The 18,252-nt window shown below is 74.3% G+C and carries 18 protein-coding genes; 10 read left to right on the top strand and 8 right to left on the bottom strand.

The features are described from left to right. The first annotated feature begins 24 nt into the window (after window positions 1-24). Window positions 25-1,506: an O-antigen ligase family protein gene (locus ABYE80_RS02105; RefSeq protein WP_372788294.1), complete on the top strand. Its 1,482-nt coding sequence runs from the start codon at window positions 25-27 to the stop codon at window positions 1,504-1,506. On the opposite strand, the gene ABYE80_RS02100 is transcribed toward ABYE80_RS02105, so the two are convergent. After that, entirely contained in the window at window positions 1,418-2,698 is a 1,281-nt protein-coding gene (locus tag ABYE80_RS02100; protein WP_372788293.1) for an ArnT family glycosyltransferase, read from the bottom strand. The two genes, ABYE80_RS02105 and ABYE80_RS02100, sit on opposite strands and share 89 nt — an antisense overlap. A 56-nt stretch (window positions 2,699-2,754) precedes the next feature. Between ABYE80_RS02100 and ABYE80_RS02095 the strand changes: the two genes are divergently transcribed. Further along, entirely contained in the window at window positions 2,755-3,957 is a 1,203-nt protein-coding gene (locus ABYE80_RS02095; RefSeq protein WP_372788291.1) for an acyltransferase family protein, read from the top strand. Continuing rightward, the gene (locus tag ABYE80_RS02090; RefSeq protein ID WP_372788290.1) at window positions 3,954-4,676 is read left to right on the top strand and encodes a class I SAM-dependent methyltransferase; all 723 of its coding nucleotides are present in this window, start codon (window positions 3,954-3,956) and stop codon (window positions 4,674-4,676) included. The genes ABYE80_RS02095 and ABYE80_RS02090 overlap by 4 nt, the downstream gene beginning before the upstream one ends. Before the next feature lie 7 nt (window positions 4,677-4,683). Here ABYE80_RS02090 and ABYE80_RS02085 read toward each other — a convergent pair whose 3' ends face one another. Genes ABYE80_RS02085 through ABYE80_RS02070 form a run of 4 tightly spaced genes read right to left on the bottom strand, consistent with a single transcriptional unit; the run spans window position 4,684 to window position 8,779 of the window. Beyond that, entirely contained in the window at window positions 4,684-5,133 is a 450-nt protein-coding gene (locus ABYE80_RS02085) for a hypothetical protein (RefSeq protein WP_372788288.1), read from the bottom strand. A gap of 37 nt (window positions 5,134-5,170) precedes the next feature. Beyond that, window positions 5,171-6,625: a hypothetical protein gene (locus ABYE80_RS02080; protein WP_372788287.1), complete on the bottom strand. Its 1,455-nt coding sequence runs from the start codon at window positions 6,623-6,625 to the stop codon at window positions 5,171-5,173. 13 nt (window positions 6,626-6,638) lie between these two features. Next, complete coding sequence (locus ABYE80_RS02075) at window positions 6,639-7,598, bottom strand: glycosyltransferase family 2 protein (protein ID WP_372788285.1); 960 nt, start codon at window positions 7,596-7,598, stop codon at window positions 6,639-6,641. After that, the gene (locus tag ABYE80_RS02070) at window positions 7,595-8,779 is read right to left on the bottom strand and encodes a glycosyltransferase (protein ID WP_372788283.1); all 1,185 of its coding nucleotides are present in this window, start codon (window positions 8,777-8,779) and stop codon (window positions 7,595-7,597) included. The genes ABYE80_RS02075 and ABYE80_RS02070 overlap by 4 nt, the downstream gene beginning before the upstream one ends. Window positions 8,780-8,823: 44 nt before the next feature. Here ABYE80_RS02070 and ABYE80_RS02065 point away from each other — a divergent pair, with 44 nt between their 5' ends. After that, on the top strand, window positions 8,824-9,918 hold the full coding sequence (locus ABYE80_RS02065; RefSeq protein ID WP_372788281.1) for a glycosyltransferase family 4 protein: 1,095 nt from the start codon (window positions 8,824-8,826) through the stop codon (window positions 9,916-9,918). Continuing rightward, the gene (locus ABYE80_RS02060; protein WP_372788280.1) at window positions 9,915-10,805 is read left to right on the top strand and encodes a glycosyltransferase family 2 protein; all 891 of its coding nucleotides are present in this window, start codon (window positions 9,915-9,917) and stop codon (window positions 10,803-10,805) included. Before ABYE80_RS02065 ends, ABYE80_RS02060 begins: the two co-directional genes overlap by 4 nt. Window positions 10,806-10,811: 6 nt before the next feature. Here ABYE80_RS02060 and ABYE80_RS02055 read toward each other — a convergent pair whose 3' ends face one another. Further along, window positions 10,812-11,510, bottom strand: a complete 699-nt coding sequence (locus tag ABYE80_RS02055) for a uracil-DNA glycosylase (RefSeq protein ID WP_372788279.1) — start codon at window positions 11,508-11,510, stop codon at window positions 10,812-10,814. A gap of 207 nt (window positions 11,511-11,717) precedes the next feature. Between ABYE80_RS02055 and ABYE80_RS02050 the strand changes: the two genes are divergently transcribed. The 5 genes from ABYE80_RS02050 to ABYE80_RS02030 all read left to right on the top strand — a co-directional run bounded on the left by ABYE80_RS02050 (window position 11,718) and on the right by ABYE80_RS02030 (window position 15,380). Next, window positions 11,718-12,506 carry a DUF2520 domain-containing protein gene (locus ABYE80_RS02050; protein ID WP_372788277.1) on the top strand — a complete coding sequence of 263 codons (789 nt, stop codon included), beginning with the start codon at window positions 11,718-11,720 and terminating at the stop codon, window positions 12,504-12,506. Continuing rightward, window positions 12,503-13,369 (top strand): pantoate--beta-alanine ligase, encoded by an 867-nt coding sequence (panC, locus tag ABYE80_RS02045; RefSeq protein ID WP_372788276.1) that lies wholly within the window; start codon window positions 12,503-12,505, stop codon window positions 13,367-13,369. The genes ABYE80_RS02050 and panC overlap by 4 nt, the downstream gene beginning before the upstream one ends. 8 nt (window positions 13,370-13,377) lie before the next feature. Next, the gene (panD, locus tag ABYE80_RS02040) at window positions 13,378-13,764 is read left to right on the top strand and encodes an aspartate 1-decarboxylase (protein ID WP_372788274.1); all 387 of its coding nucleotides are present in this window, start codon (window positions 13,378-13,380) and stop codon (window positions 13,762-13,764) included. A 27-nt stretch (window positions 13,765-13,791) separates the two neighbouring features. Next, on the top strand, window positions 13,792-14,676 hold the full coding sequence (panB, locus tag ABYE80_RS02035; RefSeq protein ID WP_372788273.1) for a 3-methyl-2-oxobutanoate hydroxymethyltransferase: 885 nt from the start codon (window positions 13,792-13,794) through the stop codon (window positions 14,674-14,676). A 77-nt stretch (window positions 14,677-14,753) separates the two neighbouring features. Next, a complete protein-coding gene (locus ABYE80_RS02030; RefSeq protein ID WP_372788272.1) occupies window positions 14,754-15,380 on the top strand; it encodes a DUF47 domain-containing protein in 627 nt (208 codons plus the stop codon). A 25-nt stretch (window positions 15,381-15,405) separates the two neighbouring features. Here ABYE80_RS02030 and ABYE80_RS02025 read toward each other — a convergent pair whose 3' ends face one another. After that, entirely contained in the window at window positions 15,406-17,529 is a 2,124-nt protein-coding gene (locus ABYE80_RS02025; RefSeq protein WP_372788270.1) for a hypothetical protein, read from the bottom strand. Window positions 17,530-17,588: 59 nt separating this feature from the next. Further along, on the bottom strand, window positions 17,589-18,170 hold the full coding sequence (locus tag ABYE80_RS02020; RefSeq protein ID WP_372788269.1) for a DapH/DapD/GlmU-related protein: 582 nt from the start codon (window positions 18,168-18,170) through the stop codon (window positions 17,589-17,591). Between the last annotated feature and the right edge of the window lie 82 nt (window positions 18,171-18,252).

Raw genomic sequence — 18,252 nt, 5'->3', positions numbered from 1 at the left:
GCGTGAGGGTACGCTCGCGGGCCGATGCACCCGCCGCTTCCCGCCCCTCGAGCCCACCTGGCGCTGCGCTGCGGCCTGCTCCTCGGGCCCGTCGTCCTCGCGTTCTTCTCCGGCGGGTTCTTCGACGACGCGCGCCTCTGGGCCCTCGCGGCCGCCTGGCTGGCGGTGCTCGGAGTCGCGCGGTACGCCGCGGTTCCGCTCCCCCGCGGCCGTGCCGCGCTCGCGGCGATCGCGGGGCTCCTGCTCCTCACCGGGTGGATCGGTCTCTCCCGCGCCTGGGCTCCTCTGCAGGACGCCGCCGGTGACGACTTCGAGCGCTCCCTGCTGTACGCCGGGTTCCTGGTGGCGTCGGTGGCGATGTGGCGGGAGCGCGGGGCCGCACGGACCGCCGAGCTCGCGGTCGCCGCGGGAGCGGCGCTGGTCACCGTCTACGGCCTGTCCGGGCGCCTGGTGCCCTGGCTGGTCGAGCAGTCGTCCTCGATGAGCGCCGGCGGACGCCTGGACCAGCCGCTCACCTACTGGAACGCCCAGGGCGCGCTGGCGGCGATGGGCGCGGTGCTGATGGTGCGCGTCGCCGGGGACCGTACCCGTGGCCCCGGGGAGCGTGTGATCGCCGCCGCGGTCACGGCACCCCTCGCGGCGGGCGTCTACCTGAGCTTCTCGCGCGGCGCGGTGCTCGCCCTGGTCTGCGGCGTGCTCGTCCTGCTCGCCTGCTCACCGACCTACAGCCAGCTGCGCGCCATCGGCATCGCCGTCGTGACCGGCGGCCCGGTCGTGGTGGTCAGCGCGCTGACGCCGGCCGTCCGCGCGCTCGAGGGTGGTGCGGCGGACCGCAACGCACAGGGCGCGCTCGTCCTCGGCGTGCTCCTCGTCGCGTGTCTCGCGGCGGCCTTCCTGACGCGGCTGGCGTCCCGTGACGAGGAGGAGGGCGCCGTGCGGCTCGGCCGCCTCCCGCTGCCCCAGAGGGGCGTGGGCGTCACCGTGCTCGTCGCCTGCTCGATCGCGGTGGTCCTGCCGGTCCTCGTGTCGGGCGACTCGCGCTCGGAGCCGGCGTTCGGCGCGACGACGCAGCGGTTCACCGACGTGGGCTCCAACCGCGACCGCTACTGGGACGTCGCGCTGGCGACCTTCGCCGACCACCCCGTGATCGGGGTCGGGAGCGCCGGGTTCGTCGTCGAGTGGCAGCGCGAACGCACCGTCAACGACGGGGTGCGCGACGCCCACTCGCTCCCGTTCGAGACGGCGGCCGAGCTCGGGGTGATCGGACTGGTCCTGCTCGTCGGGCTCCTGGGCTCGGTGGCGTGGTGCGGGCGGCTCGTGCAGCGCACCGACCCCGCGTTGGCGACCGGGGCCTGCGCCGCGCTCACGGTCTGGCTCACCCACGCCTGCCTGGACTGGGACTGGGAGATGCCCGCCCTCACCCTGCCGGCGCTGACGCTGGCGGCGGTGCTGATCGCGCGGGCCGACGACGAGTCCGCGCGCCACGCCACAGCGCGTCCAGGCTGATCGCCGCCAGGACGACCAGCGAGGGCTCCGCCGCGATCCGCAGCCGGGTCGAGCCGTAGGCGGTGAGACAGGTGATGGTGGCCATCACGATCGGCGCGAGGAGCACCCAGTGGTCGAGCCGTCGGACCCCGAGACGCACGATGGCGCCCACGGCGAGCACCAGCAGCGCCCAGAACGCGCCGATGCCCAGGCGCGCGGGCCACGCCGCCCGGCCCTCGGTGGCCTGCAGGAACACGCCCTGGCCGGGACGGTAGACCTCCAGTGCGCGTCCCGCGCGAGCAGCCACGACCAGCGGCAGGCGTCCGAGATGGTCCCGCATGTACTCCAGGCCGCGTTCGCGGTAGGCGTTGGACCGCTGCGACTCGTCCCCGGGCGGCGTGGTGCCGTAGCAGCTGAACGCCCAGGAGCCGATCAGGTCGCCGTAGTAGGTGCGGTCGCAGTTCGCCCCCACGAACACCGCGTTGCCGTTGCTGGAGATCAGGACCGGTTCCTCGAAGACGGTGAGGTTGCGGACGGTCCACGGCGTGAGGACGACGACGAACGCCGCCACCCCCGCCGTCGCGAGTGCGACACGCCGCCGCAGGTCCGGCCCGCGGAACCAGGCCAGCGGCAGGATCAGCAGCGGGACCAGGGCGATCGCCTCGCCGCGGGTCAGGGCGGCCAGTCCCACGAGCGCGCCCACCAGCGCGAGACCGCGCAGGTCCGGGCGCCGGGTGAAGCGCCAGGCGACGATCAGCGCGGCGACGACGAAGACGAGGTACAGGGTCTCGCTCATCAGGGAGCCGTCGGCGGTGATGAGGTTCGGGTACACGGCGGCCAGGCCCCCGGCGATCAGGCCGACCCTCTCCCCCGCGACGTCCCGGGCCAGCAGGGCGATCAGGACGACCGTCAGGCTCCCGACGAACGCGAGGGCGACCTTCTGCTCCTGGTAGCCGTCGAGCCCGAGGAGGTTCAGGCCCGCGAGCAGGACGATGTGCAGCGGCGGGTGCTCGGCCGTCGGCGCATCCTCGAAGGGATGCTGGAAGCCCTTGCCGTCGGCGAGGTGCTGGGCGTCGAGCCAGTAGACGTAGGCGTCGCCGAAGCCGAGGTCCTGCCGGACGATCGCGACGTAGGCCACACGGAGGACGAGCGCCGCCCCGGCGATGAGCAGCAGCCTTCCGCGGAAGGACGTCGGCGGGCGGAGACGTTGCACGGGCAGAAACCTACGCGGTGCCGACGCCGGTCACCGGCGCCTATGCTCTGCCCTCGATGGCGTCCGCCGTGCCAGCCCCGCGCTTCCCGCATCTCGACGGCGTCCGGGCGATCGCGGCGACGAGCGTCCTCGTCAGCCACACCTCCGGCCTCACGACGTTCGCCCCGTCCAACGCGGTGTTCGGGCCGCTCACCGCCCGGTTCAACGTCGGTGTGACGATCTTCTTCGTCCTCTCCGGGTTCCTGCTCTACCGCCCGTACGTGATGGCTCGGCTCGCGGACCGGGACGGTCCGGCGATCGGTGGCTACCTGCGGCGACGCGTGTTGCGGATCCTGCCCGCCTACTGGCTCGCGTTGACGCTCCTGGCGGTCTGGCCCGGGCTCTCGGGCGTCTTCACCAAGGACTGGTGGGTGTACTACGGCTTCCTGCAGAACCTGCGGGGCGGCTGGATCGTGCAGGGCATCCCACCCGCCTGGACCCTGCACGTCGAGATCACGTTCTACGCCTCGCTGCCGTTCCTCGCCCTCGCGGGAGCCCGATGGCTGCGCGGACGCCCGCACGCGCAGCAGTTCCGTGCCGAGGTCGCCGCGCTGTCGGCCCTGGCCCTCGCGTCCCTGGCGCTGCGGACGTGGCGCTTCGAGGTCGCCCCTGGGGCCGTGGACTCCCATCTCCTGCCGCAGTTCCTGCTCTGGTTCGCGCTGGGCATGCTCCTGGCCGTCGTGAGCGCGCACGTCGCCGACCGCCCGTTCGCCGACCGTCCCCGCTGGGTCCGCGCCATCGGCGAGCGACCCTGGCTCCCCTGGCTCGGCGCGGCCGCGGTCCTGGTGGTGTCGACCCGCGTGGGCCTGCCGACGACGTTCATCGTCGAGTACGACGCGCTGCGCTGGTTCCTCGAGCACGTCCTGTACGCGCTGATCGGCGTGCTGGTCGTGCTGCCCGCGGCGATCGGGATCGACGGGGGCGGCTGGGTCCGCACCCTCCTGGCCTGGCGTCCGCTGGCGTGGATCGGGCTGATCTCCTACGGGATCTATCTCTGGCACCTCCCGCTGGCCAACGAGATCAACGCGTCGCTGGGCCCACGCGTCGACGACTTCGGCTTCCCGGTCGTGACGGTCGTGACGTTCGTGGCGGCGACCGTCGCGGCCGCAGCGTCCTACTACGCGGTCGAGCGGCCGCTGCTGCGGCGCTTCCGCGAGCCGCGTCGCACCGGGACCGTCGCTCCCCAGCCCGCCACCTCGGCCGGGGTCACGAGCCGATGAGCACCACGAGCACCCAGGACGTCGAGCAGGAGCTGTGGGACCTGGAGAACCTCGCCAGGGCACGCGGGCTCGGTGACTGGATGTTCGAGCAGTTCGCGCCCTACGCTCGTGGACGGGCCGTCGAGGTGGGCGCCGGGATCGGCACGTTCTCCGAGCGGCTGCTCGCCCACGGCGTCGACGAGCTGCTGCTGCTGGAGCCGGAACCGGCCTGTGTCTCGCGACTGCGGGAGCGGTTCGCGGGCGACGAGCGCTGCGAGATCACCGACGAGCTGCTGCCCGAGGCCCCCTCGGTCCGCGCGCGCGCCAGCACCGTGGACTTCGTGCTCTGCCAGAACGTGCTGGAGCACATCGCCGACGAGCGGGCCACCGTGGACGCCCTGGCAGCGTGTCTGGCGCCCGGCGGCGTGCTCACGCTGCTCCTGCCGGCCCATCCCCGCCTCTACGGGCGCCTGGACCGTCTGTACGGCCACGAACGGCGCTACACCCGGTCGCACCTTCGCGCGATCGTCGAGGAGGCCGGGCTCGAGGTCCTCGACCTGTACGCGTTCAACGCCCTGGGCATCCTGGGCTGGATGGTCAAGTCCCGTGTCGGCGAGGCGACCCTGGACCCACGATCGCTTCGTGCCTACGAGCGCCTGCTGCCGCTGTGGCGTCCGGTCGAGCGTCGCCTGCGGCTCCCGGTCGGGCTCAGCCTCGTCGTCCACGCCCGCAAGCCGTAGCCGGGGATCAGCCGTCGGGTGCGACGCGCGTCGCGGGCGGCACGGGCGCGAGCGGATTGAGCCGCCGGGCCTCCCCACGCTCACGCTGCGCCCCGGCGGCGTCGCCGCGTGCCTCCAGCACGGAGGCCAGCGCGTTGTGCGCCTGGAACGCGTCGGGATCGCGGGCGATCGCCTCCTGCGCCACCAGTTCCGCGCCGTCGAGCGCGCGCGCGAGGACCAGCGCCTGGGCGGACGGCGCCAGCCCGTCGCTCCCGCGACACACCGCGATCAGGCGTGCGGCGAGCCCGCGTCCCTCGTCCAGTGGCGGCGGCGCCCCGCGGTCCACCGCCAGTGCGAACGCCTCCCGCCGAGCACCGTCGCACGACCGCACGTCGTGCCCCCGCGTCAGCGCGAGCACCACGACGCCGACCGCGATGACGGCGAGCACGGCCCGGACGATGCGGTAGGCGGGCACCACGGGCCGCAGCCTAGCCCGCCGAGCCGCGGGACCCGGCCTACCGCTCGCGTCGGGCCAGCACGACGAAGCTGCCGTCCCGCGCGACCTCGCGGTAGTCGCGGGCGATCACGGCGTCGAGCAGGCGCACCCCGCTGGAGCGCCCGCTGCCGTTGGGCTCCCGCACGCGAGCCTGGGGCGCGACCCAGCGGACGACCCACGGCGTGCGCGTCCGCCGCAGATCGGCGGCGATCTCCCGCTGCACCTCCTCGGTCGTGACGACCCCGGGCTGGATCACGTCGTACCGCGACGGGTTGGAGCGACGCAGCAGGACGTACAGGAGCGGCGCCCCGAAGCGCACCTGATCGAATCGCGAGGGGGCGACGAGCACCGGTCCCGGCACGCCGGCGGTCGCGGAAGCCACGAGCCGCACGCCGTCGGCGAACGCCCGGTCGGCCCGGACGCCGTCCGCCGACGGCCCTGGGAGCGCGACGAGATCCCCGGGATGCAGCAGGCGGCCGACCTGCCGCTCGACGCCGTGGAGGGCGATGACGGCCAGCAGCGCGCACGCACCGACGCGCACGGCCGCCGCGCGGTCCCGGGCCCCCGCGATCCCGGCGAGCACCACGAGCATCAGCGCGAGCGGCCCCGCGTGGAACTCGTCGGTGCGGGCGAGCAGGTAGGCGAGCCCGCCGACGGCGAGGGGCAGGAAGGCCCACGCGCCGCCGGGGACACGCCCGCGGCGCAGCCCCAGCCAGAGCCCCACGCCCGCCGTCCCCGCGACCAGCAGGGCCGGGAAGGCGGCCTCCAGCAGCTTGTTCGGGTCGGGCCACGCCTCCCCGAGCGGCAGAGGGAAGGGCAGCCGCTGCAGATCCTGGATGCCCGCGAACCCCACGGTCTGGTCCACGAGCTCATTGCCCGCCAGCAGGACGAAGGGGGCGTACCCCACCGCGACCACGACGGCGAAGGCCGAACCGAGGGACCGCCGCGGCCGATCGATCAGCATGCCCGCCGCGGCGAGGACGCCGAGATCCGGCCGCATGATCGCCGCCAGGCCGGCGAGGGCCCCGGCCTCCCGCGGCCGGCGATCCGCCACGAGGAACCCGGCGAGCGCGAGGGCGAGCGCGGGCGGCCACGGGCCGGGCCCCGTGGGCCACGCCATGACGGCGGCAGCGGCGAGCCCCGACGCCAGCGGCCAGCGACCGGGCGCGGGCCCGGCACGATCGGCCACCGTACGCGCCACGAGGACGGCCACGGTCGCGTCGACGGCCACCCGGACGATCCGCCATGCCAGCAACGACGGCCCCGTCAGCGCGCTGAGCGCCCCGAGCAGGTACGCCTGGCCCGGACCGTAGTTCCACCAGAAGTCGCGGTAGGGCATCTCTCCGTCCGCGATCCGCTCGGCGGCGGCGAGCATGAGCCCCTCGTCGTGTGGCGCCACCTCCCACAGCAACGTGCAGCCGGACAGCGCGACGGCGAACAGGACCAGGACGAGATCGCGTCGGTTCGGGCGCACGGGCGTGCGCAGCCTACGCGGCGCTGCGGGGATGGCCACCCGCCCGCGGCCCGCGCCACGGCGTCCGGGGAACCGCGTCGACGATCGACAGGGCGGAGCCCGCGCGGAGGCGACGTCGGGCGCTGAGCATCGCGGGGATCAGGGGTACCGCGGCGGCGAGCCCACCGAGATGCGCGCGGAGCGTTCCGCCGCGCCCCGCGTGGACCAGCCACGCCAGCTGCCGGTAGAGCACGGGCCCGGCCCAGCGCACCGGCCAGGCCTTCACCACCATCAGCACGGTGTTGCGCGCCACCCAGCCGGGCACCGGGCGCGCGAGCTGATCGCTGGAGCCACCGCCGGCGTGCCGCGCGACGGCCGGCACGTACAGGCAGCGCCAGCCGGCCAGACGCAGCCGCAGGCCCAGATCGACATCCTCGAGATAGGCGAAGAACCGCTCGTCGAAGCCCCCGACCGCGAGCACGGCGTCACGGCGGTAGAGGGCGGCCCCGGCACACGCGGCGAACACCTCCCCGTCCTCGTCGTAGCGCCCGTCGTCGCGTCGGAAGCGGCCCCGCTGCTCGCAGACACCGTCGCGGCGCAGGACGTCGCCCGTGTCGTAGATGACCCGCGGGTCGGCGAGGTCGAGCATCTTGCACGCGACGGCGGCCGCCGCTGGATCTGCGTTGAGCGCCCCGTGCAGCCGGCGGTGCCAGTCGGGCTCGAGTTCCACGTCGGTGTTGACGAGCGCGACGTACGCCGTGTCGGTGGCGTCGATCCCGCGGTTGGCGGCGACCGCGAATCCGGTGTTGCGCCCGAGCGCGAGGACCCGGACCCGGGGGTGCTCACGTTCGAGCCAGGCCACCGTGCCGTCCGTCGAGCCGTTGTCCACCACCACGATCTCGGTGAACGGAACGTCCTGCGCGTACAGCGACGCCAGGCACGCGGGCAGCCAGCCCCGGCCGTTCCAGGCCGGGACGACCGCGGCGGTGCTCACGTCGACCGGGCCTCGTGCTCGTGACGCGAGCCGCGGTTGCGCGCGAGCCGCCGTCTGCGCGGGACCCGCAGGGCGGGACGCTCGGTGGCGAGGGCATCGTCCACCACGGCGGCGAACTCGTCCCGGAAGACCTGCGTGTCGAACCGCCGCGCACTCGCCACGCAGTCGTCGGGATCCACGGCCATGGCGTCGAAGCCGCGGACCGCAGCGGCGAGCGCCTCGGGCGTCGCCTCGTCGAAGAACGTCCCGGTCTCCCCCTCGATCACCGTCTCGCGGACACCGCCCGCGCGGAGGGCGATGACGGGTCGTCCCGCCGCTTGGGCCTCGACCGCCGCGATGCCGAACTCCTCGGTGGCCGTGACGACGAGCGCCCGGGCCGTCGGCAGCAGGGCAGCGACCTCGGCGTCGGGGAGATGGCCGGCGAAGGTGATGGTCGGGCCGGCCAGGCGCCGGAGCCGGCGCAGGTCGGGACCCTTGCCGATGACGATCAGCGGCAGACCGAGCATCGTGAACGCGCGGATCGCCAGGTCGAGCCGCTTGTGGGGCATCAGCTCCGAGAGCACCACGTAGGCCTCCCCCGGTCGGGCCGGGGCGAAGCGGTCGGTGTGCACGGGCGGGCTGACCACGACGGCGTCGCGGTTCCAGTAGCGGGCGACGCGACGGCGCGTCGTGTCGGAGTTCACCACGTAGGTGTCGACCCGCTGCGCCGCGATCCAGTCCCACTGCCTCCACCGCTGGAACACCGCCGACAGCAGGGTCCGCTGCAGCACGCCGCGCGACTGCAGCGTCTCCTCGCGGGCGTTCCACGCGTAGCGGAACGGGTTGTGGCAGTAGCAGACGTGCGTGGCGTCCTCGTCGGGGATCACGCCGTGGGCCCACGCGCTGGAGCTCGAGATGACGAGGTCGTAGCCCCGCAGGTCCATGGCCTCCATCGCGTAGGGGTACAGGGGCAGGAGCGCCCGGAAGCTGCGGGCGGTGGGATGGAGCCGCTGGAGGAACGACGTGTGGATCCTGCGGTGCGCGAACCGGCCCTCGGTGCCCTGCTCGTCGTAGACGGCGGTGAAGATGTCCGCCTCGGGGTAGAGGTCGCACAGGACCGAGAAGACGCGCTCGGCGCCGCGGACGTCCAGAAGGAAGTCGTGCACGAGCGCGATGCGCTGCGGGGACCGGGGTTCCTCCATCCGTGGCGAGTCTATGCGACCGCAGGGGCGTCTACGGTGCGGGCGTGAAGGTCGGAGTCGACGGACGAGGATTGCTCGGTGGCCGCGGAATCGCCCGCTATACGCAGGAACTCCTCGCCGCGCTGACGCACCGGTTCCCGGAGGACGAGTACCGCGTCCTCGTGCACGGTGAGGACGACGACCACGTCCCGGAGGGGGTCGTGAGGGTCCGCGGCCCCCGTTCGCAGCGGGCGCTCTTCGCGACCATGGGGGCCACGGGACGCCCCCGTCTGGACCGTCTGCTCGGCGGGGACCTCGACGTGGTCTGGGCCCCCGCCCCGGCGCCCCTGGCCGTGGGACGGGACGTGCCCTTCGTCCTGACGCTCCACGATCTGTCGTTCGAGGAGCGTCCGTCGGACTTCACGCGGTACGAGCGGCTGTGGCACCGCATCGCCCGCCCGTCCCGGCTGGTTCACCGCGCGGACCGCCTCATGGCCGACAGCGCGCACACCCGCGCCCGTGCCGCGGCCCGCTACGGTCTCGAGCCCGGCACGCTCGACGTGGTGCTGCCGGGAGTCGCTCGTCCGGTCGCCGCGGGCGCGCGGACCCCGCCGGACGGCTCGGCCATCCCGACACCGGGGCGCCCGTTCTTCCTCGCCGTCGGCGCCCTCGAGCCGCGCAAGGCGCCGGAGGTGCTCACGGGCGCGTTCGCGCTCGCCCGATCGTGGGGGCTCGACGCGGAGCTGGTCTTCGCGGGGAGTGGACGTCTGGCCGAGCAGCTGCGCGGCCCCGGGGTCCACCTCCCTGGGCGGGTGGACGACGCGGCGCTCGACGCGCTCTACCGGGGAGCCGTCGCCGTCGTGATGCCCTCGTGGCTCGAGGGCTTCGGGTTCCCGCCCCTGGAGGCGGCCGTCCGCGGTACCCCCGCGATCGTCAGCGACCTCCCGGTGTACGACGAGACGCTCGGTGACGCCGTGGTGCGGGTCTCGCCGGGGGATGTCCGCGGGCTCGCGAACGCCCTGCTCGCGATGGCGGACGAGCCCGACGCACGCGCGCGGATGGCGGCCCGTGCCGCCGACGCCGTCGCGCCACTGACCTGGGAGCGGGCCGCCGACGCCACCCACGCCGTGCTTCGCGCGGCCGCGGAGGGCCGCCGATGAGCTTCAGCGTCGTCATCGTCCTGCACGACAGCGCCCCCGACCTCGGGCGGCTCCTGCGCTCGCTCGAGAGCCACCTCGACGTCACGCCGCAGCTGATCTGCGTCGACAGCGGATCGGACGACGACGGCGCCGGCGTCGACCTGGCGCGGGCCCATGGCGCGGAGGTCGTCGAGCTCCCGGACAACCCCGGGTTCGGAGCCGCCAACAACGCCGGGGTGGCGCTCGCCCGTCACGACGTCACGGTGCTCCTGAACCCGGATGTCGTGGTGCTGGATCCGGTCGCGCTGCCGGCGCTCGTCGCCGAGGCGGCGATCGCCGACGCCCTGCACGTGCCCCGCCTCCTGAACGCCGACGGGACCGTCCAGGACAGCGCCCATCCCCTTCCCGGATCGCTCGGGCAGGCGCTGCTGGCGGTCTCCCACCCTCCGCGGCTGCCGCGCGTGCTGCGGGACCTGGCGCAGCCGTGGCGCAGCGGGCGCACCACGGAGGTCGGCTGGGCCATCGCCGCCTGCGTCGCGGCGCGTACCGCGACGTTGCGGGGGCTCGGCCCGTTCGACCCCTCGGCGTTCCTGTTCTTCGAGGATCTCGACCTCTGTCTGCGAGCGCGCGAGCGTGGAGTGCGTACGGTCCTGCACCCGGACCTCGCGCTGCGGCACACCGGTGGTCACAGCACCGGTCCGGCCTTCGGCGGGGAGCCCTACGAGCTGCTCGCGCGGCGTCGCCGCGCCGTCGTGCTCGCCGGTATGGGCGTGGCGGCGGCACGTCGCGACGACCTGCTCGAGGCCTTGACGTTCAGCACCCGCATCCTGGCCGCGCGCCTGACCGGCCGTCCGGCGGACACGGAGCGAGCCCGGCTCGCCGCGCTGCGCGCCGCCAGGCGCGGCTGAGAGCCCTCAGAACAGACCGAGCTGCGCGGCGGCCGAGGAATCCTCGTCGGGTCCGGGCGCCGGATCCTCCCCCGGCGGGACCACGTCCGCGTCGGGGGATGCGGGTGTCCGCTCGGGGACCGGCATCGCCAGGAGCTCGGGGAGCCGCGCGAAGTCGGCCCGGAGCAGCTCCACGCCGGCGGACCGGTAGAGCGCGGCGTCGGGATGGAAGAGCGGATAGAGCCGGACGGCGACCCCGCCGATCTCGCGGCTCTCCGGCTGCCCGTGGATCGCCGTGATCGGCGTCGGCTCGCCGCGCAGCAGCCGGGTGGCGGCGTTCCCGAGCGTGCAGACGACCCGCGGTCGCACGAGCTCGATCTGCCGCTCGAGGTAGGAGCGGCATCGCTCGAGCTCCGCGGGGGCCGGATCGCGGTTGTCGGCGGGCCGGCACTTCAGCGCGGCCGTGACGTACACGTCCTCACGGCGCAGGCCGATCTCGGCCAGCATCTCGTCCAGCAGCGCACCGGACCGGCCGGCGAGCGGGACTCCGAGGGCATCGTCCTGCCGGTCGGGCGCTTCCCCGACGAACATCACGTCGGCGTCCGGATCACCCGTTCCGAAGACGACCTGGGTGCGGGAGGCGGCCAGCTCCGGGCAGCGCGTACAGCCACGCGCGTCCTCGGCGCAGGCCTTCAGGGCCTCTCGGCGCTCGTCGTTGCGCGGCACCGCCGGATCGTAGCCCCCCGAACGTGTGATCTCCGGCCCCCGGCAGGAGGAGATCCGTCCAGCTGGGTGTTGCGCAACCGAGGACGGGGTGTACTCTCCCTGACGAGGCCGTCACCTTCACCGGGCCGGACCTCAGCAGCACCTGCCGCCAGACCTTCACCACACGCGACCGGTACCCCGTGATCGGGGACTGGACCGAGATCTCCCATGGAGACATCCACCACCCTCGGGTCCGCTTCGGACGGCCCCCGCTGCTGCGCCGTGATCGGCGCGGGCCGCGTCGGCACCGCGCTCGCCGCCGCGCTCCCGTCCGCCGGCTTGCCGGTGATCGGCCCCCTGGGTCGCGGCGCGTCCGTACCGGCCGACGCCGACGTCGTGCTCCTGTGCGTTCCGGACGCGGCGATCGGCGCCGCCGCCCAGGCGCTGCCGGTGGTCGCCGGGCGGGTCGTCGGCCACTGCTCGGGCGCCACGGGGCTCGCGCCGGTCAGCGCGGCGGGCCACGACGCGTTCTCGCTGCACCCCCTCATGACGGTCAGCGGCGCGGATGCGCGCTTCGCGGGCGCGGGGGCCGCGGTGGACGGGACGTCCGCCCGGTCGCTGCGGACGGCGGAGGTGCTCGCCGACCTCCTCGGACTGCGCCCGGTGCGGATCCGCGAGGACGATCGTGCCGCCTACCACGCGGCGGCCTCGATCGCCTCGAACTTCCTCGTCACCGTGCAGGACGCCGCCGAGGCGCTCCTCGCCACGACCGGAGCCCCCCGCGAGCTGCTCGTCCCGCTCGTCCGGGCGTCGGTCGAGAACTGGGCGGCGCACGGCGGCGAGCGCGCGCTCACCGGTCCGATCGCGCGCGGCGACGAGCAGACGGTCGCGCTGCAGCGCGAGACCGTCGCCGAGCGCACGCCGGAGCTCCTGGAGCTGTTCGACGTCCTGGCCGCCGCCACCCGGTCGCTGGTCGAGCGCCGCGACGCGCCGGTCCCCGCGGAGGTCCCGGCATGAGGACCGTCCGGACCGTCGCCGAGGTGCGCGAGCTCGTCCGGGCCGAGCGGGCCGCGGGCCGCTCCATCGGGCTGGTCCCGACGATGGGTGCGCTGCACGACGGGCATCTCTCCCTGCTGCGGCAGGCCGGCGCGGCGTGTGACGTCGTGGTGATGTCGCTGTTCGTCAACCCCACGCAGTTCAACGAGGGCGCCGATCTCGACGCCTACCCCCGGGACGAGGCGGCGGACGCCCAGGCTGCGCGGTCGGCGGGGTGCGCGATCCTGTTCGCGCCCGACGTGAAGGAGGTCTACCCGGACGGCTTCTGCACGACGGTCGAGGTCGCCGGGCCGCTCACGTCGACGCTCGAGGGCGCCCACCGTGGCCCGTCGCACTTCCACGGCGTCACGACCGTGGTGACCAAGCTGCTGAACATGGTGCAACCCGACGTCGCCTTCTTCGGCCAGAAGGACGCCCAGCAGGCGCTCGTGATCCGGCGGCTGGTCCGGGACCTGGACATGCCGGTCCGCATCGTCGTGGGCGACACCGTGCGCGAGCCCGACGGCCTGGCCCGCTCGAGCCGCAACGTCCGGCTCAGCGGCGAGGACCGCGCCCGCGCCACCGGGCTCTCCCGCGCGCTGCGCGCCGCCGAGCAGGCGGTCGTCGCCGGCGAGCGCGACGCCGATGCCGTCGCCGCGGCCGCCCGCGCGACCCTCACCGACTTCGCGGTCGACCCCGAGTACCTCGCGGTCGTCGACCCCGAGACCCTCGCTCCTCGCACGGAGATCGACGGCGACGTGCTCGTCGCGGTCGCCGCACGCGTGGGCGCGGTCCGACTCATCGACAACGTTCTCATCACCACCACACCGAACGGGAGAGGCTGAACCCCCTCATGCAGCGCGTGATGCTCAAGTCCAAGATCCACCGGGCCACCATCTCGGACAGTGATCTGCATTACGTCGGCTCGATCACGATCGATGCCGACCTGCTGGACGCCGCGAACATCCTCGAGCACGAGCAGGTCCACGTGGTGGACGTCGACAACGGCGCCCGCTTCGAGACCTACACGATCGCCGGGGAGCGCGGGTCCGGTGTCATGCAGGTCAACGGCGCGGCCGCCCGCCTCGTCCACAAGGGCGACACGATCATCGTCATCAGCTACGGGCAGTACGACGAGGCCGACCTCGAGCGTTACGAGCCGACGGTCGTCCACGTCGAGAAGGACACCAACCGCGTGATCGACGTCGACACCGCCGTCGCCACCCTCCTGACCAAGTAGCCGCAGCGCGAACCGGAGATCCCCCTCATGTCCACCTTCCCGCAGATCACCGTCCCCTCCGACGCCTCGAGCCTGCCGGTGACGCTGCCGCGCCTGCTCGAGAAGCAGGCGCTGGGCGAGCCCATCGTCATGGTCACGGCCTACGACTACCCGTCGGCAGTGGCGGTCGACAAGGCCGGCGTCGACATGGTGCTCGTCGGCGACAGCGGAGCCATGACCGTGCTCGGCTACGAGTCCACGGTGCCCGTGTCGCTCGACGAGATCCTGATGCTGGCCAAGGCCACGCGCCGTGGCCTGACGACGCCGTTCCTGGTCGGCGACCTGCCGTTCGGCTCCTACGAGGTCAGCGACGAGCAGGCGGTCACCACCGCGATGCGATTCGCGAAGGAGGCCGGCTGCGACGCGGTGAAGCTCGAGGGCGGCGGTCCCGTGTCGGTGGCGCGGGCCAAGGCCATCGTCCAGGCCGGCATCCCGGTCATGGGACACGTGGGCCTGACGCCGCAGACCGCGACCGCGCTCGGCGGCTACAAGGCGCAGGGCCGCAGCGCCGACGCGGCCGAGCGGGTGGCCCGTGAGGCGCTGGCCCTGGAGGCGGTCGGGTGCTTCTCGATCGTCTTCGAGGCGATCCCGAGCGCGGTGGCCGAGATGATCCACGACCGGCTCACGATCCCCGTCATCGGGATCGGTGCCGGCCCCAACGTCGACGGGCAGGTGCTCGTGTTCCACGATCTCCTCGGGATCCGGGAGGGGCGTGGGGCGAAGTTCGTCCAGCGGTACGCAGACCTGCTCACCGAGATGGCGGCCGGGGTCGCCGCCTACGCCGACGACGTGCGTACCGGCCGGTACCCGGGACCGGAGCACGGATACGCGATCGCCCCGGCCGAACTGGCCGCGCTGCGCGAACGCATCTGATCCTGGCCTCACCCCCTGCCCGGCGACGGGCAGGGGCGGGCCCGCACATCGGTATCGCACGCTAGGCTGGCGCCGCGATGGCGCGCTTCTCCTCGATCTTCGGCTCCAAGGACCGCGCGTTCTTCGACCTCTTCGAGGAGGCGGCCGGTAACGCGGTGCGTGCCGCGGATCTCCTGGAGCAGATGCTGCGGGACTGGCCGGACACGAGGGGCCTGCTGCGCGAGATCGTGGCCTGCGAGCACGACGGCGACCGGATCACCCACGAGATCATCCGGCGGATCCACACCGCGTCCGCGACGCCGATCGACGGCAAGGACATCCTCGGGCTCGCCTCGGCCCTGGACGACGTCGTCGACCTCACCGAGGAGGTCGCGGACATGTTCGGGCTCTACCGGATCGAGGCCCCGATGGAGCAGGCCCAGCAACTGGCCGACATCCTCCTGCAGGCGTGCAGGCAGCTGGCCGCCGCGATGCCGCGCCTGCGGGAGTTCCGCGACATCAGCCACTTCACGGTCGAGGTCAACCGGCTCGAGAACGACGGGGACCGCATCTCGCGGGACGCCGTGGCGTCGCTGTTCGACGGCGGCGTCGACCCCATGGTGGTCATCCGCTGGAAGGACATCTTCGCGGGCCTCGAGGCCGCCATCGACGCCACCGAGCACGTCGCGAACCTGCTCGAGGGCGTCATGATCAAGCACACCTAGCCCGGGCGCCGAGCGGCGCGGGCCCTCACCGGGGGCGGCCCGTGCGCCCGTCCCCGCGGATCATCGGCTGGGTCGCCGCGTAGCGCCCGCGGACGGGTGTGGGCGCGGGCTCTTCGCCGCTGTCCTGCGACTCGGGCGCGGGCGGGGACGTGCCGGTCGTGTCCGGCGCGGGGGTCGCGGGAGCGGTGGTCCGCTCGGCGGAGGGCTCTCGGCCTGCCGGAGCGTCCGGGGCTCCCTCGCCGGCGAGGATCCTGACGACCCGCTCCGCGATCTCCTGCGCCGCGGTGTCCGGGTCCGGGCCCTGCGTGCGCAGACGTGCCTGGACGGCGCCGACCGTCGTCGCGTCCGCGACGCGCTTGTGGGCCTGTCGCAGCTCGGCCTGCAGCGCGCCGCCGAAATCCCGGAGCTGATCGGTCGCGGCCTTCACGGCGTCGTGGAGCGCAGCGCCCTCCGCCGCCGCCCGCTCGGCCTGGATCGCCGACTCCCGCAGCAGCATGTCCGCCTGCTGACGCACCTCGCGCTGTGTCTCCCGAGCTGCCCGCCGAGCGTCGGCGAGCTCGGACTCCGCCTGGGCGCGCAGCTCCCCCGCGGTGCGCTGGGCGTCCGCCAGCACCTGCTGGGCCTGCGCCTGGGCCGCCTGGGTGACCCGACGCTCCAGCTCGGCGGCCTGCTGCTCACGGGTCTGCTCGAAGCGCTCGGCCTCCGCACGGGCGTCACCGACGAGGCGAGCCGCCTCGGTGCGCGCCGCCTCCAGCACCTCGGCCGCGCCGGCCCGGACGCGCTCGGCCTCGTGCTGGGCGTGCTCGAGCTCCCGCGCCGCGGTACGGCGGTCCTCGGAGGCCTCCGAGCGCAGTTCGGCGAGGGACTGCTCCAGCTCGTCCCGCTCGGCGCGGAGCTCGCGCTCGGCGGCGTCCCGACGTGCCGCGATCTCCGCATCGACCTGGGCGCGCAGCGCCTCGGCGTGCTCCTCCGCCGGCCGTCGGAGCTCGGCGACCTCACGCTCGGCGGCAGCGCGCATCGCTGCCGTCTCGCGCTCGGCGTCCGACCGCAGCTCCGCGAGCTCCTCCTGCGCCTCGGTCCGCATCGCGGCGATCTCCCGCTCGACGCGTGCGCGCTCCGCGGCAGCGTGCTCCTCGGCGTGGACACGGACCTGACCCGCCTCGTCGCGGAGCGTCTGCGCCTCGTCGCGCACGGCGGCGGCCCGTTCGCGCACCGCCTCCAGCTCGGCCCGCGCGGCCCCGAGCTCGTCGTCGAGCCGGTGACGGGCCTGCTCGGTGGTCTCCTGGAGGACGACCGCAGCCTGCTCCTTCGCCGCCTCCAGGATCTCCGCGGCCTCCCGGCGAGCGGCATCGAGGAGCTGCATGGCCTCCTCGTTGGCTCGCGGCAGGGCCGCAGCCGCCTCCCGACGGGCTTCCTCGGTCTCGCGCTGGGCCTCCTCGCGCAGGTGCTGGACGTCGGCTCGCGCCGCCGCGACCTCGGCCTCCACGTCCGCCCGCAGACCCCGCAGCTCCTGCTCCGTCCGCGCCCACGCGTCGGCGATCTCCTGCTCGGCCGCCGCACGGCGCTCGGCGATCTCGTGCTCGGCCGTCGCGAGGATGGCGGCGGCGTCGGTCTCGGCCTCGCCTCGGGCGGCCTGTGCCGCCTCGGCGGCCGCGGCGGCCGCGGCACGCTGCCGTTCGGCGGCTTCGGCTGCCTCCCGCGCCGCCCGTTCCTGCTCCGCCAGGCGGGCGGCCTCCTCCTGCCGCTGCGCCTGCGCCTTCTCCGCGGCGGCACGCTCTGCCTCTGCCCGCTGCGCCTCCTCGCGCTCGCGGGCCTCGGCGCGCTGCGCCTCCTCGCGCCGCTGCGCTGCCTGGCGCTCCTCCTCACGGCGCCGGGCCTCGGCCGCCTGTGCCTCGGCACGCTCGGATGCGGCCTGACGCTCGGCGTCAGCGCGGGCGGTGGCGGCGTCGGGCTCGGGGGCCGTGACCGGCGGCAGGTCGGACACGAACGTTCGGTGACGGACGGTGAGCTCCCAGCCCGGGGCGCCGTCCGACAGCGCGATCGAGCGCTCGCGGACGACCTCGACCTTGCCGAAGCGGACGGTGAGGTTCGCCAGCAGCGTGCCGCGGTCGGGACCGCTGACGGTAACGAGGTTCGCATCGGCACCCATGAACCCTGAACGTACCGGACCGGACGTCGCCGGGACCGCTCGCGGGGCGTCCAGGGGACTCAGTGGCCCGGGTGTTCGATCTCGCGCAGCACCTTCGCCGGGGCGCCCGCGGCGATCGAGAACGGCGGCAGGTCTGTCGTGACGACGCTGTTGGCGCCGATCACGCAACGCTCGCCGACCGTCACGCCGCTGGTGACGACGACGTTGGCCCCGCACCACACGTTGTCGCCGATGACCGTGGGGCCCTTGCTGGTGAACCCCTGCCACGGCACCGGCTTCTCGAGATCGTCGAACCGGTGGTTGCCGTCGGTGATCAGGCAGCCGTTGGCGAACATGCAGTGCTCCCCGATGTCCACCCGCTCGACCGCCGCGACCTGCACGCCCAGGTTCAGGAAGGTCCCACCCCCGATCCGGAGCGTCCCGCTGCCGGTCAGCCAGACCCCGGGCTCGAAGAGCACGTGCGGTCCGAGCTCCAGCCGGCCCTCGCGCAGCATCGCGAGAACCTCGCCGTACAGCGGCCCCTTCGCGAAGCACTCCCGCCGCGCCAGCTCGGCGTGGAGCCGCGCGACGCGCCAGGGCAGTCGGTCCCCGCGGTAGTACCTGAGCTTCTGGAGCCACAGCTTGGCCTGCGCACCGGTCACACGCGAAGGCTCGCAGACGCGCAGGGCTTCGTGCTGAGCACCCGGGGCACCACGCCCCGCAGCGCCGTTCTCGCGTAGGTTT

Origin of the sequence: Paraconexibacter sp. (assembly GCF_041602235.1) — a bacterium.
GTDB lineage: Bacteria > Actinomycetota > Thermoleophilia > Solirubrobacterales > Solirubrobacteraceae > Paraconexibacter.
This window is presented reverse-complemented; position numbering and strand designations above follow the sequence as displayed.

Bases quoted from the DNA above. Each gene is read 5' to 3' on its own strand.
- ABYE80_RS02105 (WP_372788294.1), top strand. From the start codon at position 25: ATGCACCCGCCGCTTCCCGCCCCTCGAGCCCACCTGGCGCTGCGCTGC.
- ABYE80_RS02095 (WP_372788291.1), top strand. From the start codon at position 2,755: ATGGCGTCCGCCGTGCCAGCCCCGCGCTTCCCGCATCTCGACGGCGTC.
- ABYE80_RS02090 (WP_372788290.1), top strand. From the start codon at position 3,954: ATGAGCACCACGAGCACCCAGGACGTCGAGCAGGAGCTGTGGGACCTG.
- ABYE80_RS02070 (WP_372788283.1), bottom strand. From the start codon at position 8,779: ATGGAGGAACCCCGGTCCCCGCAGCGCATCGCGCTCGTGCACGACTTC.
- ABYE80_RS02060 (WP_372788280.1), top strand. From the start codon at position 9,915: ATGAGCTTCAGCGTCGTCATCGTCCTGCACGACAGCGCCCCCGACCTC.
- ABYE80_RS02050 (WP_372788277.1), top strand. From the start codon at position 11,718: ATGGAGACATCCACCACCCTCGGGTCCGCTTCGGACGGCCCCCGCTGC.
- panC (WP_372788276.1), top strand. From the start codon at position 12,503: ATGAGGACCGTCCGGACCGTCGCCGAGGTGCGCGAGCTCGTCCGGGCC.
- panD (WP_372788274.1), top strand. From the start codon at position 13,378: ATGCAGCGCGTGATGCTCAAGTCCAAGATCCACCGGGCCACCATCTCG.
- panB (WP_372788273.1), top strand. From the start codon at position 13,792: ATGTCCACCTTCCCGCAGATCACCGTCCCCTCCGACGCCTCGAGCCTG.
- ABYE80_RS02030 (WP_372788272.1), top strand. From the start codon at position 14,754: ATGGCGCGCTTCTCCTCGATCTTCGGCTCCAAGGACCGCGCGTTCTTC.
- ABYE80_RS02025 (WP_372788270.1), bottom strand. From the start codon at position 17,529: ATGGGTGCCGATGCGAACCTCGTTACCGTCAGCGGTCCCGACCGCGGC.